Here is a 25,471-nt window from a genome sequence, read left to right as displayed (position 1 = left end):
CGGGCTCCCTCAGAACTCCGAGATCTCCACCAGGCGGCCGTCCCACCCGGCGCGCCAGCCCCGCGCCAGGCTGGGCAGCTCGCGGGGGAAGACCTCGGTGCGCTCCGCCTCGGAGGCCAGCTCCGCGAGGTCCCACCAGCGTTGGCCGTCGACGACGTCGCGTTCATCGGCCGTCCACCCGGAGCGGTCCAGGACGGTGGACCGGGTGCGCGCCAGGAAGAACCACTCCTCCTGACGGGCGGTCACCTCCGAGAAGTCGAAGACCGCGCGCCGGTGGAGGACCGGCCCCTCCAGCGCGTCGAGGGCGATCCGGATGCCGGTCTCCTCGCGCAGCTCCCGGCAGGCGGCCTCGCGCGGGGCCTCCCCCGCCTCGACGCCTCCGCCGATCGTGAACCACCAGTGGCGCCCCGGACGATGGCGGTCATGGCCGAGGGCCAGGAGGACGCGCCCCGACGGATCGAAGAGCACGACGCGGGCCGCCCGGCGGCGCGGGATCCCCCGGGCATCCGGCACCCAGTCCGCTCCGAGCCCGGTCATGGCCGCCCCATCCCCGCCTGGGCGGCCGCCAGGCGCGTGTCGCGCAGGAAGGCGCCGCGCGCCTCGCCCAGCTCGGCGAGCAGCGCTCGGTCGTGGTCGATGCGGTCGGCCTGGGGTCCCGCCGCCGTCATGATCATCTGGTCCAGTCCCAGGCAGGCCGCGTCGCGCTGGAACGTCCTCATCGCCCGCGCGCTGTCTCGTCCGCCCGTCGACGCCCACCGGCGCGCGGCGCGGCGTCCCCCGCGATCCACCACCATGGGGACCTCGGCGGGCAGCATCCATCCCGTGCGGACGTAGGGGGCCAGGCCCCGGGCGATCCGCCGCGCCTCGCGCCGCGAGGCGACCAGCAGCGCGGTCACCCACACCGCGAACAACGGGACCTCGACGACCAGGTACCAGCCGAACCAGCTCAGCCCCGCCTGGGTGCCCAGGAAGTTCCAGAGGCCGTGGACGCCCATCGCCGCCGCCCAGCCCAGGGGGCCGATCCAGGTCCACGACCACCTCGACCTGGTCCCGACCACCGCCCAAGCCAGCGCCATGCCCGTGAACGATGTCGCCATCGGGTGGACGAACGGACTGAGGACCCCGCGCAGGAACACCGTCGCGCCCAGCACCCCCGACCCCGAGCCGGAGGCCTGGAGGAAATAGCCGATGTTCTCCACGAACGCGAAACCGGCGCCCACGTACCCGGCGTAGATGACGCCGTCCAGCACGGAGTTCACCGAAGACCGCCGCCAGAGGACGAGGGCGAGGACGCCCGCCCCCTTGAGGGTCTCCTCGACGACGGGCGCCACCAGGACCGACACCGAGGCCATCGCCCCCTGGTAGTCGCCCGTCACCTGCGCGACATTCATCAGCATCGCCGTGTTGACGATCGACGCCGCCAGGGCCGCGACCCCCGCCCCCCAGGCCAGCGCCACCAGCCGCGGCCACAGCGGCTCCGGCTCCCACCGGTCGATGTGGCCGAGAACCGCCAGGACCAGGGCCAGGGGAACCAGCGCCACCGTCGTCATCTGCGCCGTGGTGGCGACGCCGCCCGTGAGGACGTACTGGGCCAGCAGGACGGCGACCCCCAGCACTCCCGCGGTGATGAGGACGACCTCGAACCACGGGACGGATCGCCGCCGGGCGGGCGGCTGCCACACCGGCGCCACGCTGTCGAGACGCGGACGGCCCGCCGCCGGCGCCGCTCCCGACGCGGAGGCGTCCTCCGCGGCGCCCTCCCGACGCGCGATTCTGCGCAGCCGGTAGTCCTCGCCCGGTCCGCCCCAGGGTTCCTGGCCGTCCACGGCTCACCGCCCCGGGCCCAGCGCCGAGGCGCCGTCGTCGAAGTCGATCGTGTCGGGCGGGGTGGCCCGCCCGTAGAGGTGCAGCGCCCGCACCCAGGCGTTCTCACGCAGGTGCCTCACCTGGGTGACGTCCAGATTGTGCATCGACCTCGCGAGCTGGACGCGGTAGCAGGCCATGTCCAGGGACTCCAGGAGGCGCGATCCCTCCGGATCGGCCGAGACGCGGTCACGGGCCTGCGGTGTCAGGCAGGCGCGCAGTGCCCGCGAGAGCGCGGACTCGCGCTCGTTGCGCTCGGCGACCGAGCGCTCGTCGTAGGCGACGCCCCCCAGTCCGTCGCGGCGCCGGTCCAGGTCGTCGTTGACGAACACCGCCTCGTCCGCCATCAGGCACGTCGTGGCCGCGTCCGTGAGAGCCCGGGCCGGTTCGGCGTCGAGCAGCCCCGACGCCGCCAGAAGGCGCGCGTCCGCCGCCCGGCGCACCGTCAGGCGGTCCAGGGCGTCTCGTGTCGACAAGAGTCGCCAGTGCAGCCGGTCCAGCCGGCGGGCCAGCTGGACCGCGTACCATCCGGCGGCGAGGACCACCAGGACCACAGCAGTCAGGGCCGCCCACCCCGCCGGGCTCACTGGCCCTCACCCCGCAGCCGCCCCCGCAGGAGGTCCAGCGCCGAGCCCCCGTGATCCCCTGGCCTCGCGGTGCCCTCCGCGGCCTGGTAGACCGCGAGGATCCTGTCGGTGACGACGCCCCAGTCGTATTGGGCCGCTTCCCGCTGGCCGATCCGGGCGATCTCCGCCAGGCGGGCCCGGTCGTCCAGCGCCCCGATGAGCGTGTCCGACAGCGCCCGGGCGTCCCCGGTGGGAAAGAGCAGCCCCGCCCGGCCGTCCGCCAGGACGGCCCGGAAGGCGGCGAGCTCCGAAGCGACGACCGCGCATCCCGCCGACATCGCCTCCACCAGCACGATTCCGAAGGATTCGCCGCCCGTCTGGGGCGCCACGTACACCGTGGCGCCGCGCAGCAGGGACTGCTTGTCGGCGTCGGTGACCTCGCCCAGGAAGCGCACGGAGTCACCGTGGACGGACAGCCGCTGGCGGATCTCCTCCGCCCCTCCGCGCCCTGCGATCAGGAAGCGGGCACCCGGATGGGCGTCGAGGACGGCGGGGAGCGCCTCGGCGAACACCGACAGCCCCTTGCGGGGCTCGTCGAGGCGCCCGAGGAAGGCGATGACAGGGCGCTCTGCGGTCTGCTCCCATTCGGACCTGGGCGCGGCCTCGCGGAACGCCCGCGTCTCCACCCCGTTCGGGATGATCACCGCGTCCCCGCCGTGGTGTTCGATCAGGGTGCGGCGCGCCTCCGCCGACACCGCGATCCGCACCGAGACGCGCTCCATGAGGGGGCGCAGCACGCCGGCTGTCATCTCCCGCGCATAGGAGCGGTCCATCGAGGAGTGGAACGTGGCGACCACCGGCACGTCGGCGTTCATCACCGCCAGCATCGAGATCGAGGGCGTCGTCGGCTCGTGGACATGGAGCACGTCGAAGCCGCCCTCGTCGAGCCAGCGCCGAGTCCGCGCGGAGACCAGGGGCCCGAAGGACAGCCGTGCCACGGAGCCGTTGAAGGGGATGGGGACCGCGGCGCCCACCGAGGTCGCGAAGTCGGGCAGATCCGCGTGCTCGGAGGGTGTGAGCACCGACACCTCGTGACCGCGCCGGAGCAGCTCCCCCGCGAGGTCCCGGATGTGGAACTGCACGCCCCCGGGCACATCCCAGGAGTAGGGGCACACGATGCCGATCCTCATGCTCCGTCCTCCTCCGATCGGTGGCGCTCCCTGGCGCGGGCCAGGCGCTCCGGATCCAGGTCGTCGACGAACAGCCGCTGCATCATGTGCCAGTCGCGCACGTGGACGCGCAACAGCGGGGCGATGGCGTCCACCCAGGCCTGTGTGTGCGCCTCGACGCCCGTGTGCTCCGCGTCCGGGCCGGGCGGGGGGACGGGTCCGAGGATGTCCACGACCACGCCCCAGCCGCGTCCCCGTTCCCGGGGCAGGCGCTCATAATGGATGACGCCGGCGACGAGCGGGCGCCCCAGCCGCTCCGCCAGAGCCGCGGGACCGGCGGCCACGAGCGCCCGGTGGCCGCACAGATCCACTTCGATCCCGGACCCCGTGATGTCGCGGTCGGCCAGCAAGGGGACCAGGGCGTGGCTGCGCGCCGCGCGCTCCACCAGTTCGCCGAAGATGTGCTGCCCCTTCTCCGCCGCGAGGATCTCCATGCCCAGGCTCTCGCGGAAGTCGACGAACGCCTGGAAGAGCTCCGGCGGGTCCAGCCTCTCCGCGACCGTGAGGACCGGCAGGTCGCGTCGGCCCGCGTAGGCGGCGGCCAGGTCGTAGTTCCCCGAGTGCGTGAGCGCGAGCACCACCGGGCCCTCCTGGGCGAGCGCGCGCAACTCGCCCAGACGATCGAAACGGACGCGGGCGTCGATCTGCTCCGGCCTCATCCCCGAGCAGGCGAGCTGTTCGGCGTAGGCGCGGAAGTGGGAGCGCACGCCCGCGCGGGACTCGGCGCGTGTGAGGGGGCGCCCGAGGATCCGCGCGTGGTTGCGCTCCATGAGGCGCACGGAGCGGCCCCGAAGGGCCCATGTCGCATCCGCCGCGAGGTCGGTGAGTCCCAGGACGAGGCCCAGCGGCAGGCGCGGGACGACCCGGAAGGCGACGACCAGCGGAGAGGGCCCGCTCATGCGGCCTCCAGCGCGCGCTTGGTGAAGACGATCCGCTGGATGACGGTGACCAGGGAGGCGGCGGCCACCCAGGACAGGCCGACCGCGTAGAACGCCTGAGGCAGCCCCCACTCCGTGACGGCGGCCCCGGCCAGGGCGACGACCAGGCGGTCCGTGCGTTCGGCGAGGCCCACCTTGGCCACCACCCCGACCGACTCCGCCCGGGCGCGGGCATAGGGGACCGTGCCCACCCCGACCATGGCGATGGTCCCGGCGATGACGCTGACGGTGCGCACCCCGCCCGGCTCCATCCCCAGGGCCGCCCACGCCAGGAGGGCCCCGAAGACGGCTCCGTCACCCAGACGGTCCAGAGTCGAGTCCAGGAAGGCGCCGAACTCCGACTCCTGACCGGTCAGCCGCGCCAGGACGCCGTCGACCGAGTCGCAGAAGAGCACGACGCCCAGCGCGATGGCGCCCACGGCGAGGTGGCCGCGGGCCAGGACGCCCGCGGAGATACCGATCGTCGCCACCGTGCCCGCCACGGTGACCATGTTCGGGGTGACCCGCATCGCGGCCAGCGCCCTGGCCAGCGGGGTGAAGATCGTCCGGGTGATCGAGCGCCCGTGGTTGCCGAGCATCAGTCCTCCTGGGTGCGTGGGGTCGTCGGTCCGGTGCGGGGCTCCGCCCCGTCCTCGCCGGCGCGGGGCCATGCCGCGGCGAGCCGGGAGCGGGCGTCCTCGAGGAGCTCCGGGATCGCCTTGGTCCGGGCGACGATCGGGAAGAAGTTCGCGTCCCCCGCCCATCGCGGCACGATGTGCTGGTGGAGGTGGGCGGCGATCCCCGCCCCCGCCACCGCCCCCTGGTTCATGCCCAGGTTGAATCCCTGGGGTCGGGCGGTCGCGCGCTCGACCCGCATCGCCATGGCCGCGAGCTCCCCGAACTCGGCGCGCTCCCCGGCGCTCAGGTCGGTGTAGTCGCTGACGTGGCGGTAGGGGCACACCAGCATGTGACCGGCGTTGTAGGGGAAGAGGTTCATCAGGACGAAGCAGGTCGCGCCGCGGTGGACGATGAGGGCGTCCTCGTCGCTCCGCCCGGGTGCGGCGCAGAACGGGCACTCGCCCGAGCTGGAGTCCGCGGGCTTGTGGTCGCCGTTGATGTAGGCCATCCGATAAGGCGTCCACAGGCGGCCGAACCCGTCGTCGTCGCCGGCGAAGGCGGCGGCGTCGCGGGTCTGCGCCCCCGCGGCCTCGGCCAGGCGGGCGGCCCCTCCGTGCCCCGTGTCCTCTCGCGGCATGGGCGCCTCACCACTCGTCCGTGTTGACCCGGTCGCGGATGTGCGCGGCGATCCGGGCGATCGCCTCGTCGACGGGCACGCCGTTCTCCTGGTGCCCGTCGCGGAAACGGAACGAGACGGCGTGGGCCTCCGCATCCTCGCCGCCGGCGATGAGCGTCCACGGGACCTTCTGGGTCGCGGCGTTGCGGATCTTCTTGCCGAAGCGGTCGTCGGAGTGGTCGACCTCCACGCGCACGCCCTCGGCCCTCAGGCGCCGGGCGACCTCGTCGACGTACCCGTCGAAGGCCTCGGCCACGGGCACCAGCTCCACCTGCACGGGAGCGAGCCACGCCGGGAAAGCGCCCGCATAGTGCTCGGTGAGCACGCCGATGAAGCGCTCCACCGAACCGAGCTTCGCCGAGTGGATCATGACGGGGCGCCTGCGCGAGCCGTCGCGCGCCGTGTACTCGAGCCCGAAACGCTCGGGCTGATTGAAATCGTACTGGACGGTCGACATCTGCCAGGTGCGGCCCAGCGCGTCCTTGGCCTGCACCGAGACCTTGGGCCCGTAGAAGGCAGCGCCTCCCGGGTCCGCGACCAGATCCAGACCGGTGGAGACGCAGACGTCCTGAAGGACCTGAGTCGCCTGCGCCCAGTCCTCGTCCGAGCCGATGAACTTGTCCTGGTTGTTCCCCTCCGGGTCTCGGGTGGACAACTCGAGGTGGAAGTCCGACAGGCCGAAGGCGGAGAGGACCTCGTCGAAGAAGCCGAGCAGTTCGCGGATGACCTCGGGAGCCTGTTCCGGCGTGCAGTAGATGTGCGAATCGTCCTGGGTGAAGCCCCGCATGCGTGTGAGGCCCTGGACGACGCCCGACTTCTCATAGCGGTAGTCGTGACCCATCTCGAACAGCCGCAACGGCAGATCACGGTAGGAGCGTCCGCGTGAGCGGTAGATGAGGTTGTGCATCGGGCAGTTCATGGCCTTGAGGTAGTACGCCTGGCCGGCCCGAGTGACGGCGCCGTCCTCATCGTGCTCCTCGTCGACGGTCATGGGGGGGAACATCGTGTCCGCGTAATGCGGGAGATGTCCAGAGGTGTGGAAGAGCCCTCCCTTGGAGATCTCCGGCGTGTAGACGATCTCGAACCCGCGCTTGAGGTGCTCGGTGACGATGAAGTCCTCGATGGCGTGGCGCAGGATCCCGCCCTTCGGGTGGAAGACCGCAAGCCCCGGGCCGATCTCCTCGGGGAAGCTGAACAGGTCGAGCTCCGCGCCGAGCCTGCGGTGGTCGCGGCGCTCGGCCTCCTTGAGACGCTCTTGGTAGGCGACGAGGTCGTCCTTGCTGGCCCACGCCGTGCCGTAGATGCGCTGGAGCTGGTCGTTCGCCTGGTCGCCCTTCCAGTAGGCCGCGGAGGACTTCGTCAGAGCGAACCCGTTGCCGATGAGCCGGGTGCTGGGCAGATGCGGACCGCGGCACAGGTCCTTCCAGACGACCGTGCCGTCCGGGGCGACGTTGTCGTAGATCGTGAGTTCGGCGCCTCCGACCTCCACGCCCGCTCCCTCGGCCGTGTGCCCGCCCTTCGAGGCGATGAGCTCCAGCTTGTAGGGCTGGTCGGCGAGCTCCCGGCGCGCCTCCTCCTCGGAGACGACGCGGCGCACGAAGCGCTGGCCCTGCTTGACGATGCGCTTCATGCGCTTCTCCAGGTCGCGCAGCAGCTCAGGGGTGACGGCGTCGATGTTGCCGAAGTCGTAGTAGAAACCGTCCGTGATGAAGGGCCCCACCCCGAGGTTGGCCTCGGGGAACACCTGTTGGACCGCCTGGGCGAGGACATGGGTGGCCGAGTGGCGCAGGATCTCGAGCCCCGCGGGCGAGTCCAGGATGATCGCCTCGATCCGGGCTCCGTCGGGGATCGGCGCGCTGAGGTCCTTCGCTGTCCCGTCCACAGACATGGCGACGACCTCACGCCGGCCGGCGAACCATGTCGTGCCCGTCGTGCCCGCCTCGAGCTGGTGGGTCTCACCGTCGATGGTCACGTCGATCAATGGCACAGTCGTGCTCCTCACATCCCGGTGCCTGCGCACCGCCCGATCCCGCGTGCGCGCATGTACTGGGTGCGCGCCGGGCCTCGCCCTTCCGCGGGAATGCTGACCCGCCCATGCTACCTGCCGAAGCCGGGCGGCCAGTTCACCGCCGGCGCGGGAGGATCCGCCCGCCCGCGCGGGTGAGGCCGTGTTTGGCGCGCATCGCCGCCAGGAGCGCCCGGTAGAGGCCCGCGTGGACGGTCATGTCCCACGCCCCGTCGATGTCCGTGTAGCGCTGCGCGAAGCGCCTCTTGTACCGACCCACCGAGTACAGCTCGGGGATGCGAGGGGAATGGGCTCCCATGAGATCGAAGCCCGCGATCCCCTCCCCCGCCAGCGTCACCGCGATCGCCGAGTCCAGCGCGTCGGGACCCAGCACGTCCCGCGAGGCGAGGGATGAGGCGCCGTAGTAGGCCAGGGCGCGGCGGTCGTTGACAAGCACCAGGTCCCAGCACACCAGCCTCCCTTCCTCCCCCACGCGCACGCCGAACAGACGCGCGTGGTCGGGCCCCAGGGTCTCCAGCAGATCCCAGTAGACGCATTCGGGGTGGGGGCGGAAGCCGTCGCGCTCGGCGGTCTCGATGAGCACGGCGTAGTACTCGTGGAACCGCTCGCGCCCCAGGCCCGTCTCCTCGACGACGCGGCCCCCGCGCTCCTCCATCCGCCGTCGGGCGCGGCGCACCGCCCGGCGCCCCTCCGCCGTCATGGATCCGAGGACGGAGTCCTCCGTCCCCCCCGAGGTGTCGACGACCACCGTGCGGTCGTAGGTGATGGTCTGGAGCGGCTCGGCGAGGTCGGGCGCCGCGTAGGCGGCGTGCAGGCGGACGAAGACGATCCCGCGGTCCCGCTGCCGCACGAGTGCGCGCAAGTCCTCGCGCAGACGGGACGCTCTCTCCGGCGACTGCTCCTTGAGCCAGACGGGGCCGTGGCGTGCCCACAGGTAGCGGGCGCCGTGGAGCGAGTACTCGTACAGGGCGATCAGCGCGACCGGCCGGCCCTCGTCCATCCACTGGAACCGTCCCCACAGCCGACGTCCCTGGGAGCATTCGAAACGCTCCCAGCAGCCCGACTGCTCGATGGGCAGCGCCACGACGCCGGCGGCTGCGACCCTCATCTGGTCGTCCGTCAGCGGCTCGAAGCGCGATTCGCCCATGGGGTCATGTCCTCCATTATGTCATCCGGGTCCACGTCCGAGTTTCGATCTGCGGTCAGAACGACCGGTCCGTGGCCCTCGGATAGTACCGTCGAAACTTACGATACTGATTAATCTTCTGGAGAGCAATCACCGTCGAGCGGCGCCGGTCGGTCTCGGCCTCGTAGACCAGTGGGTCGAAGCGGCGGCCCGACCGGATCAGGCCCGCCACCCGCGCGCGGAGGGCGTCGTCGCGGACGTAGCGCAGCAGGAGGCGGTCGGGGACCAGCGAGTATAGGATCTCCTCCCCCGCCTCGCGCACCGGCGCGTCGGGCCCGTCCGGCCCCTCCACGAGGTCGGCGACCATGGGCGTCATCGGGTTCGCCCCCGCAGCCGTCATGTACCAGTTGTTCCGTCCGATGCGGGGGTTGACCTCGAAGAACACGGCGCGTCCGTCCCTCGGGTCGATCTTGACGTCGAAGTTGGCGAAACCCCGGTAGCCGGTCGAGGCGAGGATCCGCCGCGCGTCCTCCCACAGCTGCGGGAAGGGCTCGGTGATCATCGCGACCGGATTGCCGATCATCGTGGGCGCGTGATCCTCGAGCAGCACGCGCGCCGATCCGATCAGCGTGGCGCGCCCCCGGGAGTCCACGTAGGCCGTGATGGACCGCATCTGCGTGTTGTCGCCCGGGATGAGCTCCTGGACGAGGAACGTGTCGCGGAAGCCCGCCCGGCGCAAGGCCCCCCACAGCGCCTCGAGCTCCGACGGCTCCTCGAGGAACCAGATCTTCCGCTTGCCCTCGAACGTCACGGCGTCATAAGCGTCGCCGCGCGCCGCCTTCGCCACCAGGGGGAAGGGCAGGTCCACCTCGGGTGGGCGCCACGCCGGGTCCTCCGCCTCGGACATGTCGACGACCACCGTCCGCGGGGTCGGCACTCCGAGCCGCCCGCACACGCGGGCGAAGTGCGCCTTGTCCGTCACGCGGTCGATCGTGGCGAGGTCCGGGAACGGCAAGGCGTAGTGCTCCCCCAGTTGCTGCGCGTGCCGCGCGACGAAGGCCGAGTGCACGTCGTGGTTCGCCATCAGCACCAGGTCCCGACCGGGGTGGGAGGCGGCGACGCCTTCCAGCACGGCCAGCGTCTCCGCGTCCCCGGCCCGCGAGGGCAGGTGCTCGACCTCGAAGATGCGCGAGCGGGAGATCGCCTCGGTGGGGGCGGAGGCCACGCAGACCGAGCGCACGCCGAATGCCTCGTGGAAAGAGCGCCCGATCGCGTAGACCCCGATATCGCCTCCGAGGATCACCGGAACAAGCGACTGCATCGCGGGGATTCCCACTGGCACCTCCTGGTTCGCGGCGTGACGAGGATCGTCCGCCCCGCACACTCTAGATGACAGGCTCCGGCGACCGCGGACGAGAGCGGCGCTGCTCCCCGTGCGGTGGGCGATACTGGGATCGAACCAGTGACCTCTTCCGTGTGAAGGAAGCGCGCTACCCCTGCGCCAATCGCCCGAGGTGGGTACGGGATTCGAACCCGTGTGTACGGCTTTGCAGGCCGCTGCCTCGCCTCTCGGCCAACCCACCATATTCTCAGCGGCCCGGCTGGGAGAACCGAGCGGATGACGGGACTCGAACCCGCGACCCTCACCTTGGCAAGGTGATGCTCTACCAACTGAGCCACATCCGCAAGCGTGACCGCATGCCTGCGACCGTGGGCGATACTGGGATCGAACCAGTGACCTCTTCCGTGTCAGGGAAGCGCGCTCCCGCTGCGCCAATCGCCCGAGCGGATGACGGGACTCGAACCCGCGACCCTCACCTTGGCAAGGTGATGCTCTACCAACTGAGCCACATCCGCGTCGCCCCGGAGCCGCGTGGCCCGTCGGGGAACGAGGAAGACTTTAACAGGTCAGGGGCCGACCGGGGAAATCGACCCTTGCGATCCCCCTCACAAGCGCCGGCCGTGGGAAGCTGGTCGCATGCAGACCTGGCCTGGATCCCCCTCCCCGCTCGGCTCGACCTTCGACGGATCGGGGACGAACTTCGCGGTGTTCTCCTCCGTCGCCGAACGCGTCGAGCTGTGCCTGCTCGACGACGGGCGCGCTGAGCAACGAGTCGAGATGACCGAGGTCGACGCCCACGTGTGGCACGTCTACCTCCCGGGCGTCGGACCGGGACAGCGGTACGGCTACCGCGTCCACGGGCCCTTCGACCCCGGCGCGGGGGCGCGGTGCGATCCGTCGAAGTTCCTGCTCGATCCCTACGCCAAGGCCTTCGACGGGGCGGTGACGACCTCGAACTCGCTGTACACCTACGATTTCGACGCCCCGGACTCCCCCAACCACGAGGACTCCGTCCACGACACCCTCGTGTCGGTGGTCATCAGCCCGTACTTCGACTGGGGCGCAGAGCGCCGCCCCCATTACGACTACTCGGAGTCGATCATCTACGAGGCCCACGTCAAGGGCATGACGATGCTCCACCCGGAGGTCCCCGAGGAGATGCGCGGCACCTACGCCGGCATGGGCCATCCGGCGGTCGTCCGCTACCTCAGGGACCTGGGGATCACGACCGTCGAGTTCATGCCCGTCCACCAGTTCGTCCATGACGCGGTGCTCCAGGAACGGGGCCTGTCCAACTACTGGGGCTACAACACGATCGGCTTCTTCGCCCCGCACAACGCCTATGCGGCCGGCGGCACCCGCGGACAGCAGGTCGCTGAGTTCAAGTCCATGGTCAAATCCCTGCACTCCGCGGGCATCGAGGTGATCCTCGACGTCGTGTACAACCACACCGCCGAGGGCAACCATATGGGCCCGACCCTCTCCTTCAAGGGGATCGACAACGCGGCGTACTACCGGCTGGTCGACGGGGACGCCGCCCACTACTTCGACACGACGGGCACCGGGAATTCCCTGCTGATGAGCAGTCCCCACGTGCTCCAGCTCATCATGGACTCCCTGCGCTACTGGGTCACCGACATGCACGTCGACGGCTTCCGCTTCGACCTCGCCTCCACCCTGGCGCGCCAGTTCGCGGAGGTCGACCGTCTCTCCGCGTTCTTCGACCTTATCCACCAGGACCCGGTCATCAGCCGGGTCAAGCTCATCGCGGAACCGTGGGACCTCGGCGAGGGCGGCTACCAGGTGGGAGGCTTCCCCCCTCTGTGGTCGGAGTGGAACGGTCGGTACCGGGACACGGTGCGCGACTTCTGGCGCGGCGAGTTCTCCTCCCTGCCGCAGTTCGCGTCCCGGCTGGCGGGCTCGGCCGACCTCTACGAGGCCACGGGCCGCCTCCCGGTCGCCTCGATCAACTTCGTCACCGCCCACGACGGGTTCACGATGCGCGACCTCGTGTCCTACAACGAGAAGCACAACGAGGCCAACGGCGAGGGCAACGCGGACGGCGAGTCGAACAACCGGTCGTGGAACTGCGGGGCGGAGGGTCCCACCGACGACCCAGCGGTCCTCAGCCTGCGCGCTCGCCAGCACCGCAATTTCCTCACCACGCTGATGTTCAGTCAGGGCGTGCCGATGATCGCCCACGGCGACGAGCTCGGGCGCACCCAACGGGGCAACAACAACGCCTACTGCCAGGACAATGAGATCACGTGGATGGACTGGGACCTCGACGAGGACCGGCGCGGGCTCCTCGCCTTCTCGCGCCATCTCATCCACCTGCGCCGCGACCACCCCGTCATGCGCCGCCGGCGTTTCTTCAAGGGCGCCGCCTCACGCGGCGGCGAGTCCGACCTCGGCGAGGTCGAGTGGTTCACCCCGGGGGGCGACCACATGACGGAGGAGGAATGGAACCAGCCCTGGGCCCGCGCCACGATGGTCTTCTACAACGGCTCCGCCATCGGGGAGCCCGACCGGTTCGGACGCCGGATCGTCGACGACGACTTCCTCCTGCTGCTCAACGCCGCGCCCGAGCCCGTCGACTTCCACCTGCCGGCCCCCGTGTACGGGCAGGTGTGGAGGACGGTGGTGAACACCGGGGACGACACCGACCAGACCGAGCTGGCCTCCGGTCAGACGATCCGCGTTCCCGACCGCACCTCCCTGATCCTCATCAACCCCCTGGGGGAGTGACCGTGGGCGACGACGTCGGCGGGCCAGGCCCGGAGAGCATCCCCTCGCTCGCGGCCTCCCGCGCCTGGCGCGACGGCAGGCTGGTGGACGCCGAGGTGACGCCCGGCGAGATCGGGGCGACCGTGGCCGATCCCGACATGCTGGTGTGGATCGACCTGCTCGAGCCGACCGTCGAGGATCTCCACGCCGTCGTCGGCTCGCTCGGTCTTCCTCCCACGGCCGTCGAGGACGTCCTCGGGCGTTTCGAGCGCCCGAAGGCGGTCCAGCATGCCGGTTGGCTCTACGTGACGACCTCGGCCCTCATGCGCGACGCGACCGCGGCCCTCCCCCAGTCGGCCTCCGATGGGGACGGGGCCGGGACGGATCGCCAGACCGCGGGCCCCTCCCGCCTCATCCGCTCCCGCGTGTCGGCCATCGCGACGTCCACGGCGCTGGTCACGATCCGCCTCGACGCCCGCTGGGACATGACGGAGGTCGTGCGCCGCTGGGACGAGGACCCCGATCTCGTCGGGCGCGGGGTCGGCGCCCTGCTCCACGGCCTGCTCGACGTCATCGTCGACGGCCATTTCGACGTCATCCAGTCCCTCGACGACGATGCTGAGGACCTGGAAGACCAGCTCCTCAGCGAGGGCACCGCCGACGACGCCTTCATCCTGCGCCTGTACGGGCTGCGCAAGGAGCTCGTCGGGATCCGGCGCGTCGTCGTCCCCATGCGCGATGTCGTCACCGGCATCGAACGCCACGTCCATGCCTCGCCCACGGCCATGGCGCCCTGGTGGGGGGACCTCTACGACCACGTGCTGCGCGCTGCGGAATGGACGGACTCCCTGCGCGACATGATCGCCTTCATGGTGGAGACCCAGATGTCCCTGATGGACTGGCGGCTCAACATCGTCATGAAGAAGCTCGCCGGGTGGGCCGCGATCATCGCCGTCCCCACGGCCATCACCGGATGGTTCGGACAGAACCTCCCCTTCTGGGGGTATGGCTCCGGGATGGGCCTCTGGGTGTCGTTGGGGCTCGTCATCGCCTCGACCTTGTTGCTCTACTGGTCCTTCAGGAGGCGCGACTGGCTGTGACCGGTGCCCCTCACCGGTCCTCGCCGCCGCCGCGCACGGACCTCAGGCGGCGCACCACCGTGCGCGCACCCGACATCGCCTGGTAGACCGCGGGGCGCAGCGGCAGCTCCCGAGCGGCGGCGACGTCCACCACGGATCGGGAGAACTTCGTCTTGAACTCGTTGAGGCCCATGAGCTCGGGCGCCAGGTCCGAGCCGATCCCCATGAGGTCGAAACGGCGGACCCCGCGCCGGGCCAGGTCCTGGCACTCGAAGAGGACCAGCCGGTCCGTGGCGTGGCGGCGCATCATCGACGTCTCGGAGGCGGCGTAGTAGCGGGCCGCCAGCGAACCTGAGATCGTGACGATGGACCAGCAGGCGAGCCTCCCGTCGATGCGCCCGGCGTAGACGCGGCAGTGATCGGGCCCCAGGCCGCGGATCATCTGCCGATACATGTCGGCATCCCAGGGGACGAAGCCGTCGCGGCCGGCGGTCTCGGCCATCACGGCGTGGTACTCCGAGAAATCGCGGGCGGCCTGTCCGGTCTCATCGGCGCACTCCAGGCCGGACTCGCGCACGGCTTTGCGGACGTCGCGCCGCCCGCGCGGCTTGAAGGTCGCCAGGATCGCCTCTCCGGCCGCCCCGGCGTCGTCGATGCCGACGCCGGCGCCCGTGTCCACGACGACGGTCCGGTCGTAGGCGATGAGGCCCTGCGGAGCCAGGGTGCCCTCCGCCGGGGTGCGCATGTCCAGGCGCACGGCGATCGCCTTGGGGTCCAGAGTGCGCGCCTCATCGGCCACGAGTGCCAGCACCGCGGCCTCGGCCTCCGCATCGGGCTCGCCGAACCAGACGGGCCCATGGCGGACCCAGAAGAAGGGGAGCCGGTGGGCCACCAGCCGCGTGAGGATGAAGGCGCCGGCGGTCTCGCCGTCCCGGCGGATCAGGTAGTGGCCGGCGGTCTCGCGATCCGGGTCGCCCTCGTCGACGGCCTCCCAGGACGGGGTCTGCTCGATCGGCGGGTCGACGTGGGCCCGCGCCAGCTCCGACACGAACGTCTCGGAGTCCGCGCCTTCCACGCTCCAGCCATCGGCCGCGCCCCTCACGATTCCCCGTCCCTCCTCCGAGCTGCGCCCGGCGCCCCTGAGCTGTGCCCCACCGACGGTAGGGGCGGTCCGAGCGCCAGGCAAGCCAGGAGGCGCGCTCCGCGGATTTCACAGGATTCTCACAGTTCCAGTCCGCGCCTCCCGGCGTGGCCCCAGGTCCGGCGGCGTCCTCGAACGTACCCTGGGCAGGTGACGCAGCCACCGGTGCCTGAGGACTTCCTCACGGCTCTTCTCAGTCTGCGCGAGCAGGCGCGGAACTCGGAGGTGGAACTCGAGGAGGTCCCCCCGCCCCGCCGCCTCGCGCCATGGACGGCCGCGATCGCCTTGCGCACCGTGCGCGAGGAGCATGGCCAACCCCTGGCGTCAGGCCGTTTCGTGGTGCTCCACGACCCCGCTGAGCAGATCGGGTGGAACGGCACGTTCCGCCTCGTCGCCCAGCTGCGCACCCAGATCGACTCCGAGATGGGCTCCGATCCCCTGCTCGGCGAGGCCCTGTGGGCGTTCGCCGGGGAGTCCCTCGATGAGGCCGGGGCGGGCTACCATGACCTCACCGGGACGGTCACGCGCGAGTTCTCGGAGTCCTTCGGCGGCCTGGAGCTGCGCGGAGCGGTGCTCCACGCGGAATTGCGCGCGTCGTGGACCCCGGTGACCCCGTGGCTGGGAGAGCATCTGCGGGCGTGGTCCGACCTCATGTGCCGGGCCTCCGGCATCACTCCCCGGCATTACCTCGAAGAGGCCTGAATACAGTGAGAATCGACAATCGCCTCGGCCTGCCCCGGGGCGACACGGAGGATCCCGTCCTCATCGCCGAGCCGCGCGGCGGCGTACCGGGGGTGGTGGACCGCCCCGAGGACCTCCGCGAAGCGGCCGGCGCCCTGGCCCGCAGCTCCCAGCCCGTGGCCCTCGACGTCGAGCGGGCCCAGGGATTCCGCTACGGCGCAGACCCCTATCTGGTCCAGATCCGGCGCGAAGACGTCGGCACGTTCCTCATCGACACCCAGGCGCTGCCCGACCTCTCCTGCCTTCGCCCCATCAGCGACGCCGTGTGGATCCTCCATGACGCCGCACAGGACCTCCCTAACTTGGCCCAGACGGGCTTGCACCCCCGTGAGCTCTTCGACACGGAGGTCGCCGCACGTCTGCTGGGCCTCGAGCGCTTCGGCTTGGCCGCCGTCAGCCAGCAGATCCTCGGGCTGGACCTCGCCAAGGACCATCAGGCCTCGGACTGGTCGGTGCGTCCGCTGCCCCCCGACTGGCTGCGGTACGCGGCCCTTGACGTCGAGCTCCTCACCGAGCTCTACCACCGGATGTCGCGGCGCCTGGAGGGCTTGGGCCGCTGGGAGTGGGCCCTGGAGGAGTTCGCCCACGTCGCCTCCCGTCCCACGCCCCCTCCACGGCCGGATCGCTGGCGCAGCGTCCCCGGCGCCGGCAAGATCCGCACCAGACGCGGCCTGGCGGTCCTGCGCGAGCTGTGGGAGGCACGCGAGGCGATCGCCCGCGACATCGACCTGTCCCCGGGACGCCTGGTCCGCAACGCGGCGCTGGTGCGCGCCGCCCAGCAGCCGCCCAGCAACCGACGCGAGCTCCTGTCCATCTCCGAGTTCCGATCCCCCCGGACGCGGCCCTACACGGACGCATGGCTGCGGGCGATCCGCCGGGCGACGCTGCTCAACGACACGGACCTCCCCCCGCGCCACGCCGACCACCAGCCCGGGTCGATCCCCGACGCCCGGCACTGGGCGAGGCTCGACCCCGACGCCCACGACAGGCTCCAGGCCGTGCGCGCCGCCACGGCGCAGGTCGCCGGATCCCTCGGGATCTCCCCCGATGTGGTGCTCGAACCGCGCGACCAGCGTTTCCTGGCGTGGGCGCCCCTGGATCCCGCGCTCCCCGCCTCAGAAGCCGTGGCCGAGCGCCTCGGGGAGTGCGGGGCACGGCCCTGGCAGGCGGCCCTGATGTCCCTGCCCCTCGCCGAGGCTCTGTCCGACTGAGGCGGGGACGGCATCACTCCGCCAGGTCGGCCGCCGACGGCACCGGGGCGACCCGCCCCATCCTCGCCAGGCGCGAGCCCACCGAGGCCGCGATCCCGACCGCGTCCAGCCCGAGCTCCGCCTGCAGTGCGGAGCGCCGTCCCTGTTCGAGGTACCTGCGGGGGATGCCCAGGGTCTGCACGGGGATGCCCGACTCGCTCAGGGCGTCGCGCACGGCCCACCCGAATCCGCCCTCGAGGACGCCGTCCTCGACGGTGACCACCAGGTCCGCCCCCTTGCGGGCGAGGTCGACGACGTCCCGGGGCACCGGGACGATCCAGCGGGGATCGACCACCGTGACGGCGACCCGCTCCGCCGCCAGGGCGTCCGCCGCCTCCAGCGCCTCCGGCACCAGGGATCCGGCGGCGACGAGGAGCACCCGGGCGGACGGGGCGGCCGCCCCGTCCGGCTCCCCGCCGGGCTCCGCCAGCACGTCGACCGCGCCCACCCGGCGCAGGGCGGGCAGGGGCCGGGGCAGAGGCCCCTTGGGATAGCGCACCGCTGTGGGAGCGTCTGGCACCTCGACCGCCTCGTTGAGCTCCTCGCGCAGCGTCGCCTCGTCGCGCGGGGCCGCCAGGCGCAGCCCGGGGACGACCTGCAGCATCGAGATGTCCCACATACCGTTGTGGGAGGGGCCGTCGTCCCCGGTGATCCCGGCCCGATCCAGGGCGAAAGTGACGCCCGCCCGATGCAGGCCGACGTCCATGAGGACCTGGTCGAAGGCGCGGTTGAGGAAGGTCGCGTAGACGGCGACCACCGGGTGGGCGCCCTTGAAGGCCATCCCGGCCGCAGACGTGACCGCCAGCTGCTCGGCGATGCCCACGTCGATGACCCGGTCCGGGAACTCCGCCGCCATCGGCCCCAGGCCCACGGGCTGCATCATCGCCGCGGTGAGGCCCACGACGTCGTCGCGGCGCCGGGCGATCCTCACGATCTCGTCGGCGAAGACGCTGGTCCACCCGAAGCGCTGGGGCTCGACGGGCAGGCCCGTCTCCGGGTGGATGCGGCCCACCGCGTGGAACCGGTCCGCCAGGTCCTCCTCGGCCGGCGTGTAGCCCCGTCCCTTCTCCGTGATGGCGTGGACCAGCACGGGGCCCCTGACCGCTCGGGCCCGGCCCAGCGCGGTCTCCAGGGCGACCTCGTCATGGCCGTCCACCGGCCCGAGGTACTTCAGGCCGAGGTCCTCGAACATCGCCTGAGGGGCGAGGACGTCCTTGAGGCCGGTCTTCAGCCCGTGCAGGGCGTCGTAGGCGGCCCGGCCCGGATCCCCCAGGGACAGCAGCGTCCTCTTCCCCCACGCCAGGGTCCGCTCGTACTGCTGAGAGGTCCGCAGGGCGTCCAGGTGGTGGGCGAGCCCCCCGACGGTCGGCGCATAGGAACGCCCGTTGTCGTTGACGACGACCACGAGGCGGCGGTCCTCCTCCGCGGCGATGGAGTTCAGCGCCTCCCAGGCCATGCCGCCGGTCAGCGCCCCGTCGCCGATGACGGCCACCGTCCACGACGGGTCGCCGCGGCGGCGCTTCTCCCGCGAGATGCCGTCCGCCCACGCCAGCGACGCCGAGGCGTGGGAATTCTCGACGACGTCGTGCGGGGACTCGGCCCGTGAGGCGTATCCCGACAGTCCTCCGCGCTGGCGCAGCCGAGAGAAGTCCTGACGTCCGGTGAGCAGCTTGTGGACGTAGGTCTGGTGACCGGTGTCGAAGACCAGGGAGTCCCGGGGAGAGTCGAAGACGCGGTGCAGGGCGATCGTCAGCTCCACGACCCCCAGGTTCGGGCCCAGGTGCCCGCCGGTGCGCGACACGGAGGCGATGAGGTACCTGCGGATCTCCTGGGCCAGGTCGACCAGCTCGGCCGGCGTGAACCGCTGAAGGTCGCTGGGACGATGCACCCGCGAGAGCAGGGGAAGCTCATCAGCATTGTCTGGGAGGACCATGGGGCCGATTCTAGATGAGCCGGGTCGGATGGCCTGCGGGTGGATATGATCGGAGCCACTGGCGCCGTCGGCGCCGGGCCCGCGCTCACGGAAACGAAGAGGTGCTCGATGTCTCCTGCTGTCGCTCCCTACGGCGGGTGGAAGTCCCCCATCACCGGGGAATCCTTCACCGCCCGCAGTGTCTCCCTGTCCCAGGTCAGGGTCGATGGGCCTGACACCTACTGGGTGGAGGGCCACCCTAAGGAGGCTGGGCGCAACGTCCTCCTGCGACGCACCTCACTGGGCCAGACCTCCGAGGTCTTGCCGATGATCGACGGGGTGCGCCTGCCCGACGTGCGTACGCGGGTCCACGAGTACGGGGGGCGCGCCTATGCGGTGCGCGACGGCGTCATCGTCTTCTCCGACGGCTTCGACGGCCGCGTCTACCGTTACGACGTCCGCACGCCGACCCGCGGGCTCATCCCCCTCACCCCGTTGTCCAAGGTCCGCTACGGCGACTTCGAGTTCGATGAGGCGCGCGGCCTCGTCTACGCCGTGGCCGAGGACCATTCGGGATCCGGCGAGCCCGTGAACACCCTGGTCGCCATCCCGCTGGACGGGCTGGCCGGACGCGACGCCTCCCTGGTGCAGACCGTGTTCTCCGGCACGGACTTCGTCGAGTCGCCCTCCGTGTCCCCCGATGGCACGAAGATCGCCTGGCTGACGTGGAACCACCCGGAGATGCCGTGGACGCGTTCCGCCCTCCACGTCGCGGCACTGGGTTTCGCCGGGGAGCTCCGCACCTCCGTCACCCTGGTCGACCGCCCGGACGTGTGCGTCTACGAGCCCCGGTGGACGCCCGATGGGGACCTCATCCACGTCGACGACTCGACGGGATGGGCGAACCTCTACCGCACGGAGGGCTTCGTCTGGCGCGACGGCGAGGAGGCCGACGCCTGGACCACCCGCCTGCGCACCCGGCCCCTGCATCCGGGGCGTCAGGCCTTCTCCCACCCCCACTGGCAGCTGGGCCTGCACTCCTACGACGTCTTCGACAACAACCGCCTCATCTGCTCGTGGGCCGAGGACATGACGTGGCACATCGGAACGGTCCAGCTGGACAACGGCCTGGAGGAGGAGTGGTCCGCCGGATGGTGGCCCATCGGCAACGTCGCCTCCGAGGACGGACGCGTGGTGCTCCTGGCCGACTCCGCGACCCACGCCCCGGCGATCGTCGAGATCCGCGACGGGGTGACGCACGTGATCCGCCCCTCCACCGAGGCAGAGATCGATCCGGGCATGGTGTCCTGCGCGCAGATCCTCTCCTGGCCGACCTCCGACGGCGAGCAGGCCCACGGCTTCTACTACCCGCCCGTCAACCCCGGGTTCGTCGCGCCGGAGGGGACCCTCCCTCCGCTCATCGTCAACGTCCACGGGGGCCCCACCTCCTCCGCGCGCCCGGGCCTGTCGATCGCGCGGCAGTACTGGACGTCGCGGGGCTTCGCCGTCCTCGACGTCAACTACCGGGGCTCCACGGGCGCGGGACGCGAGTACCGGGAGCGGCTCACCGGCAACTGGGGGATCATGGACGTCGCCGACTGCGCGGACGGCGCCCGCTACCTCATCCGGCAGGGCCTCGTCGATCCCTCCCGCGTCGCTGTCCGCGGTGCCTCCGCCGGCGGGTTCACGGCGCTGGCCGCCCTGGCGTCGACGGATGTCTTCACGGCGGGCACGTCCTTGTACGGCGTGTCGGACCTGGGGGCGCTGGCTCGCGACACCCACAAGTTCGAGTCGCGCTACGCCTTCCGCCTGGTGGGGTCCTCCGACCCCTCGGATCCCGTGTGGCGGGAGCGCTCCCCGCTCTTCCACATCGACAAGATCGCGGCCCCGCTGCTCCTCCTCCAGGGCAGCGAGGACGCCGTCGTCCCGCCGGCCCAGGCCCGCTCGATGCACGACGCGCTGGTGGCCGCCGGCCGGCGCACGGCTCTGGTCGTCTTCGACGGCGAGGGGCACGGGTTCCGCCGAGCCGAGACCATCAGGCAGGCATGGGCTGTCGAGCTCGGCTTCTACGGGGAAGTCTGGGGATTCGGGCCCGACGGGGGCGCCGAGGTCGAGGTCGCGAACCTCTGAGCGGCGCGACGGTCGTCTCCCCGCCGCTCAGGAGGCCGACGGGTCCCCGATCCATGCCAGGATCAGCGGCGTGTTCGTCGTCCGATCGGCGAGGACCACGAGGTACGGGTGGTCGAAGGCGATCGTCGTCGCGCCGGTCTCGGCTGACGTGACTCCCACCTGCGCCTCGTGGACCGCTGCCGCGACCGTTCCCGCCTCGTCCATCATGAGGACCGTCTGGGACGCCATCTGGGAGAGGGCCAGCGGCCGGCCTTCCGACTGCCCGATTCCCGAGAGGTCCGGCGCGCTGAAGAGCGCGGACAGCCCCAGCCGGTCCAGGGTCGAATAGAGGTCCTGCCGACCCGACGCGTCCACCGTGGGCACGCCGAGCGCCACCTGGACAGGGGTCGCCTCGTCGAGGGCCTCCAGACGGTCGAGCACGCCCTCCGGCGTCACCGCGTCCGGATCGTCCGGCATGAGAAGGTGGGCGACCAGCTCCGGATCCTGGTAGGGCAGCGTGGCCGCCGTCCACCCGGCGTCCCGGATGGCCGCCGCCCGCATGCCCTGGTGCATCATGTCCACGGGGACGGTCGAGCCGTCCGACCGCGTGAACGGCTGCGACTCCGTGTCCGCCGGGTCGAACGGCGACTGCCAGGCTGCGCCGAACACGAGCGCATTCTGGAGGACGATGCGCGAGGAGTCATCCAGGCCGATACCTGAGCGCTCCACCAGTCCCCCGGTGGCCTCCCGCACCCACTGGTCGAGATCCTCCTTCGCGCTCGGCGCCTGCAGGTCCCGGGAGTCCACCGGCGTCCCCCATCTCGCAGCCAGTTCGCGTCTCCATGACGGCTCCAGCTGCGTCTGGTCGTCGGCGACCACGCGGGCGTCCAGGGCGACGACGGGCGCGTCCGGCACTTCCGTCCCGGCAACGGCCTCCGGGTCTCCCGTCCAGGGCGCCCACAGGCCCCAAACCTGCCGGTACTGATCGACGAGCTCGTCGCCCTCCCCTCCCAGGGCGGCCTCCAACGCCTCCGCCGCCGGACCGGCCGCCCCTTGCGCGATCTGGGTGAGCATCGCGGACAGGCCGACCGGGCTGGACACCGCGTTGGCCGTCTCCGGGCTCCCCTCCACGGCCTCGCCCACCGCCGCCAGGCCCATTCCGTACAGCGCCCGGGTCGTGGCGGCGCCGCGCGGTCAGGGACGGGCGGCCAGCTGGCGCAGGACGTACTGGAGGATGCCGCCGTTGCGGTAGTAGTCGGCCTCGCCGGGGGTGTCGATGCGCACGACGGCCTCGAACTCGATCGTCCTGCGCAGCCCCCGGGGGTCCGCGGCGCGCACGTGGACGGTCGGCGGCGTCTTCCCCGCGTTGAGCGCCTCGATGCCGGTGATGTCGAACGCCTCCTCGCCGGTCAGCCCCAGCGAGTCGCGCGACTCCCCGGACGGGAACTGCAGCGGCAGCACGCCCATGCCGATGAGGTTGGAGCGGTGGATCCGCTCGAAGCTCTCCGTGATGACCGCGCGCACGCCCAGCAGCGACGTGCCCTTGGCCGCCCAGTCGCGCGACGACCCGGAGCCGTACTCCTTGCCGCCCAGCACCACCAGCGGCGTCCCGGCCGCGAGATAGTGCTGTGCCGCCTCGTAGACGGACTCGATGGGCGCCGCATCGCCGTCTCCGGCGGTGAAGTCGCGGGTGAAACCCCCTTCGACGCCGGGCACGAGCTCGTTGCGGATGCGGATGTTGGCGAAGGTGCCTCGGATCATCACCTCGTGGTTGCCGCGCCGGGACCCGTAGGAGTTGAAATCGCGCCGCCCGACGCCGCGCTCCACCAGGTACCGACCCGCCGGGGTCTCCGGCCGGAAGGCCCCCGCCGGTGAGATGTGGTCGGTGGTGACCGAGTCGCCGAGCTTGAGCAGGACCCGAGCCCCGCGGATGTCGCGGACGGGTTCCGGATTGAGCGGCATCCCCTCAAAATAGGGGGGGCGCCGGACATAGGTGGACTCGGGATCCCAGGCGAAGGTGTTCCCCTCAGGCGTCTCGAGCCCCTGCCAGCGGTGGTCGCCGGCGAAGACGTCCGCGTAGTCCTTCTCGAACATCGAGCGGTCGACGGTGGCGTCGATCGTCGCCTGGACCTCGGCGGGATCCGGCCAGATGTCGGCCAGGAAGACGTCACGGCCCTGCGGGTCCCGGCCCAGGGGCTGGCGGCTGAAGTCGAAGTCCATGGTGCCCGCCAGGGCATAGGCGATGACCAGGGGCGGGGACGCCAGGTAGTTCATCTTGACGTCGGGGTTGATGCGTCCCTCGAAGTTGCGGTTGCCGGAGAGGACGGACACGACGGCGAGGTCGTTGTCGGTGACCGCCTGGGAGACGGGCGCAGGCAGGGGCCCGGAGTTGCCGATGCATGTCGTGCACCCGTAGCCCACCAGGTTGAAACCCAGCGCGTTGAGGTCGTCCCAGAGCCCCGCCTTGTCGTAGTAGTCGGTGACGACCTTCGATCCGGGCGCCAGCGACGTCTTGACCCAGGGCTTCGAGCGCAGGCCCCGTGCCACCGCGTTGCGGGCGAGCAGGCCGGCGGCCAGCATGACCGACGGGTTCGAGGTGTTCGTGCACGAGGTGATCGAGGCGATGGCCACGTCGCCGTGGTCCAGCCGGGTGAGCGTGCCATCCTCCAGCGTGACGGGGACCTCGTGGTGGGGGCGGGCGTCGTCCGTCCCGGGCCCCGCGTCGTAGGGGTCGGAGGCGGGGAAGGTTCCCTCCAGGGCGTCGTCCAGCTCCGTCAGCTCCGTGTCGGCGACGTAGTTGCCGATCGTGTCGCGGAAGGACTCCTTCGCCCGGGACAGCTCGATGCGGTCCTGGGGACGCTTGGGTCCAGCGATCGAGGGGACCACCGTCGAGAGGTCGAGCTCCAGGTACTCCGAGTACACGGCCTCGTGGGCCGGGTCGTGCCACAGGCCCTGCGCGCGCGCATAGGCCTCGACGAGGGCGACCTGGTCCTCCGATCGGCCCGTGAGCCGCAGGTAGTCGAGGGTGATGCCGTCGATCGGGAAGATCGCGGCGGTCGAGCCGAACTCGGGCGACATGTTCCCGATGGTCGCCCGGTTGGCTAGGGGCACCTGCCCCACGCCCTCGCCGTAGAACTCGACGAACTTGCCCACGACCCCGTGCTGGCGCAGCATCTGGGTGATGGTGAGGACGACGTCCGTGGCCGTCGCCCCGGACGGGATCGACCCGGACAGTTTGAAGCCGACCACGCGGGGGATCAGCATCGACACCGGCTGGCCGAGCATCGCGGCCTCGGCCTCGATGCCCCCCACGCCCCATCCGAGGACGCCCAGGCCGTTGACCATGGTCGTGTGGGAGTCAGTGCCGACGCAGGTGTCCGGGTAGGCGGCGACGGTGCCGTCCGGCTCCTCACGGGTGAAGACCGTGCGCGCCAGGTACTCGATGTTGACCTGGTGGACGATGCCGGTCCCCGGGGGCACCACGCGGAAGTTCTCGAACGCCCCCTGTCCCCAGCGCAGGAACTGGTAGCGCTCGCGGTTGCGCTCATACTCCCGGTCGACGTTGCGCTCGAAGGCGTCGGGGGTGCCGAAGACGTCGATCTGGACCGAGTGGTCGATGACCATCTCGGCCGGCGCCAGGGGGTTGATCCGGGCGGGGTCCCCTCCCAGGTCGGCGACGGCCTCGCGCATCGTGGCCAGATCGACGATGCAGGGGACGCCCGTGAAGTCCTGCATGACGACGCGGGCGGGGGTGAACTGGATCTCCGTGGAGGGCTCGGCCTGCGGGTCCCATCCGGCCAGGGCGCGGATCTGGTCGGCGGTGACGTTGGCTCCGTCCTCGGTGCGCAGGAGGTTCTCCGCGAGGATCTTGAGGGAGTACGGAAGCCGGTCCAGTCCCGGCACCGCGTCGAGGCGGTGGATGGTGAACGCCCTCCCGCCCACGGTCAGGGTGGAGCGGGAATCGAAGGTGTTGACGGATGACATCGGCTCTCCAATCGGCAAGCACGGGTGACCGGCGGCTGCGCCAGATATCTCGATATCAAGATATCTTCCTGACGGCACGTGCGCAACTCGGCGCACCGCCCGGCCGTCGACCACCGGCGGGGTCGCTCGACGCGACGCCGCCAGAGGTGCGCTCGTCGAGCAGAT

At 71.3% G+C, this 25,471-nt stretch carries 19 protein-coding genes and 5 tRNA genes; 5 read left to right on the top strand and 19 right to left on the bottom strand.

Annotated features, from left to right (window positions below; translation table 11 throughout):
* Positions 1 to 9: 9 nt before the first annotated feature.
* The 15 genes from ACFQWG_RS03815 to ACFQWG_RS03745 form a co-directional block, all read right to left on the bottom strand.
* Positions 10 to 537, bottom strand: a complete 528-nt coding sequence (locus tag ACFQWG_RS03815; protein ID WP_380972261.1) for an NUDIX hydrolase — start codon at positions 535 to 537, stop codon at positions 10 to 12.
* The gene (locus ACFQWG_RS03810) at positions 534 to 1,826 is read right to left on the bottom strand and encodes a PrsW family glutamic-type intramembrane protease (protein ID WP_380972259.1); all 1,293 of its coding nucleotides are present in this window, start codon (positions 1,824 to 1,826) and stop codon (positions 534 to 536) included. Before ACFQWG_RS03810 ends, ACFQWG_RS03815 begins: the two co-directional genes overlap by 4 nt.
* Before the next feature lie 3 nt (positions 1,827 to 1,829).
* Positions 1,830 to 2,450, bottom strand: a complete 621-nt coding sequence (locus ACFQWG_RS03805) for a hypothetical protein (RefSeq protein ID WP_380972257.1) — start codon at positions 2,448 to 2,450, stop codon at positions 1,830 to 1,832.
* Positions 2,447 to 3,619 carry a glycosyltransferase family 4 protein gene (locus ACFQWG_RS03800; protein WP_380972255.1) on the bottom strand — a complete coding sequence of 391 codons (1,173 nt, stop codon included), beginning with the start codon at positions 3,617 to 3,619 and terminating at the stop codon, positions 2,447 to 2,449. Before ACFQWG_RS03800 ends, ACFQWG_RS03805 begins: the two co-directional genes overlap by 4 nt.
* Positions 3,616 to 4,557 (bottom strand): phosphatidylinositol mannoside acyltransferase, encoded by a 942-nt coding sequence (locus tag ACFQWG_RS03795; protein WP_380972253.1) that lies wholly within the window; start codon positions 4,555 to 4,557, stop codon positions 3,616 to 3,618. The genes ACFQWG_RS03800 and ACFQWG_RS03795 overlap by 4 nt, the downstream gene beginning before the upstream one ends.
* Positions 4,554 to 5,174 carry a phosphatidylinositol phosphate synthase gene (pgsA, locus tag ACFQWG_RS03790; protein ID WP_380972251.1) on the bottom strand — a complete coding sequence of 207 codons (621 nt, stop codon included), beginning with the start codon at positions 5,172 to 5,174 and terminating at the stop codon, positions 4,554 to 4,556. Before pgsA ends, ACFQWG_RS03795 begins: the two co-directional genes overlap by 4 nt.
* Positions 5,174 to 5,830: an HIT family protein gene (locus ACFQWG_RS03785; RefSeq protein ID WP_380972249.1), complete on the bottom strand. Its 657-nt coding sequence runs from the start codon at positions 5,828 to 5,830 to the stop codon at positions 5,174 to 5,176. Before ACFQWG_RS03785 ends, pgsA begins: the two co-directional genes overlap by 1 nt.
* Before the next feature lie 7 nt (positions 5,831 to 5,837).
* Positions 5,838 to 7,856 (bottom strand): threonine--tRNA ligase, encoded by a 2,019-nt coding sequence (gene thrS, locus ACFQWG_RS03780; RefSeq protein WP_380972248.1) that lies wholly within the window; start codon positions 7,854 to 7,856, stop codon positions 5,838 to 5,840.
* A gap of 136 nt (positions 7,857 to 7,992) precedes the next feature.
* Positions 7,993 to 9,042, bottom strand: a complete 1,050-nt coding sequence (locus tag ACFQWG_RS03775; RefSeq protein WP_380972246.1) for a lipid II:glycine glycyltransferase FemX — start codon at positions 9,040 to 9,042, stop codon at positions 7,993 to 7,995.
* A 55-nt stretch (positions 9,043 to 9,097) separates the two neighbouring features.
* Complete coding sequence (locus ACFQWG_RS03770; RefSeq protein WP_380972243.1) at positions 9,098 to 10,357, bottom strand: carboxylate--amine ligase; 1,260 nt, start codon at positions 10,355 to 10,357, stop codon at positions 9,098 to 9,100.
* 103 nt (positions 10,358 to 10,460) lie between these two features.
* Positions 10,461 to 10,532, bottom strand: a tRNA-Val gene (locus ACFQWG_RS03765).
* Between the two features lies 1 nt (position 10,533).
* Positions 10,534 to 10,604, bottom strand: a tRNA-Cys gene (locus ACFQWG_RS03760).
* Between the two features lie 30 nt (positions 10,605 to 10,634).
* Positions 10,635 to 10,707, bottom strand: a tRNA-Gly gene (locus tag ACFQWG_RS03755).
* A gap of 25 nt (positions 10,708 to 10,732) precedes the next feature.
* Positions 10,733 to 10,804 (bottom strand) — tRNA-Val (locus ACFQWG_RS03750).
* A gap of 1 nt (position 10,805) precedes the next feature.
* Positions 10,806 to 10,878 (bottom strand) — tRNA-Gly (locus ACFQWG_RS03745).
* A 121-nt stretch (positions 10,879 to 10,999) separates the two neighbouring features.
* On the opposite strand from ACFQWG_RS03745, the gene glgX reads away from it, so the two are divergent.
* On the top strand, positions 11,000 to 13,111 hold the full coding sequence (gene glgX / locus ACFQWG_RS03740; RefSeq protein ID WP_380972241.1) for a glycogen debranching protein GlgX: 2,112 nt from the start codon (positions 11,000 to 11,002) through the stop codon (positions 13,109 to 13,111).
* A gap of 2 nt (positions 13,112 to 13,113) precedes the next feature.
* Complete coding sequence (locus ACFQWG_RS03735) at positions 13,114 to 14,190, top strand: magnesium transporter CorA family protein (RefSeq protein ID WP_380972238.1); 1,077 nt, start codon at positions 13,114 to 13,116, stop codon at positions 14,188 to 14,190.
* Between the two features lie 10 nt (positions 14,191 to 14,200).
* On the opposite strand, the gene ACFQWG_RS03730 is transcribed toward ACFQWG_RS03735, so the two are convergent.
* Positions 14,201 to 15,271: a lipid II:glycine glycyltransferase FemX gene (locus tag ACFQWG_RS03730; protein ID WP_380972236.1), complete on the bottom strand. Its 1,071-nt coding sequence runs from the start codon at positions 15,269 to 15,271 to the stop codon at positions 14,201 to 14,203.
* A 189-nt stretch (positions 15,272 to 15,460) separates the two neighbouring features.
* Between ACFQWG_RS03730 and ACFQWG_RS03725 the strand changes: the two genes are divergently transcribed.
* Together ACFQWG_RS03725 and ACFQWG_RS03720 are read left to right on the top strand one after the other, a co-directional pair.
* Complete coding sequence (locus ACFQWG_RS03725; protein WP_380972234.1) at positions 15,461 to 16,012, top strand: DUF3000 domain-containing protein; 552 nt, start codon at positions 15,461 to 15,463, stop codon at positions 16,010 to 16,012.
* A gap of 5 nt (positions 16,013 to 16,017) precedes the next feature.
* Entirely contained in the window at positions 16,018 to 17,262 is a 1,245-nt protein-coding gene (locus tag ACFQWG_RS03720; RefSeq protein WP_380972232.1) for an HRDC domain-containing protein, read from the top strand.
* A 13-nt stretch (positions 17,263 to 17,275) separates the two neighbouring features.
* On the opposite strand, the gene dxs is transcribed toward ACFQWG_RS03720, so the two are convergent.
* Complete coding sequence (dxs, locus tag ACFQWG_RS03715; protein WP_380972230.1) at positions 17,276 to 19,234, bottom strand: 1-deoxy-D-xylulose-5-phosphate synthase; 1,959 nt, start codon at positions 19,232 to 19,234, stop codon at positions 17,276 to 17,278.
* A gap of 108 nt (positions 19,235 to 19,342) precedes the next feature.
* Here dxs and ACFQWG_RS03710 point away from each other — a divergent pair, with 108 nt between their 5' ends.
* On the top strand, positions 19,343 to 21,343 hold the full coding sequence (locus ACFQWG_RS03710) for an alpha/beta hydrolase family protein (protein WP_380972228.1): 2,001 nt from the start codon (positions 19,343 to 19,345) through the stop codon (positions 21,341 to 21,343).
* 27 nt (positions 21,344 to 21,370) lie between these two features.
* Here ACFQWG_RS03710 and ACFQWG_RS03705 read toward each other — a convergent pair whose 3' ends face one another.
* Both ACFQWG_RS03705 and acnA read right to left on the bottom strand, forming a co-directional pair.
* The gene (locus tag ACFQWG_RS03705; RefSeq protein ID WP_380972226.1) at positions 21,371 to 22,480 is read right to left on the bottom strand and encodes a serpin family protein; all 1,110 of its coding nucleotides are present in this window, start codon (positions 22,478 to 22,480) and stop codon (positions 21,371 to 21,373) included.
* A 36-nt stretch (positions 22,481 to 22,516) separates the two neighbouring features.
* Complete coding sequence (acnA, locus tag ACFQWG_RS03700; protein ID WP_380972224.1) at positions 22,517 to 25,306, bottom strand: aconitate hydratase AcnA; 2,790 nt, start codon at positions 25,304 to 25,306, stop codon at positions 22,517 to 22,519.
* Between the last annotated feature and the right edge of the window lie 165 nt (positions 25,307 to 25,471).

It is taken from the genome of Schaalia naturae, assembly GCF_042665795.1.
GTDB classification, from domain to species: Bacteria; Actinomycetota; Actinomycetes; order Actinomycetales; family Actinomycetaceae; genus Pauljensenia; species Pauljensenia naturae.
This window is presented reverse-complemented; position numbering and strand designations above follow the sequence as displayed.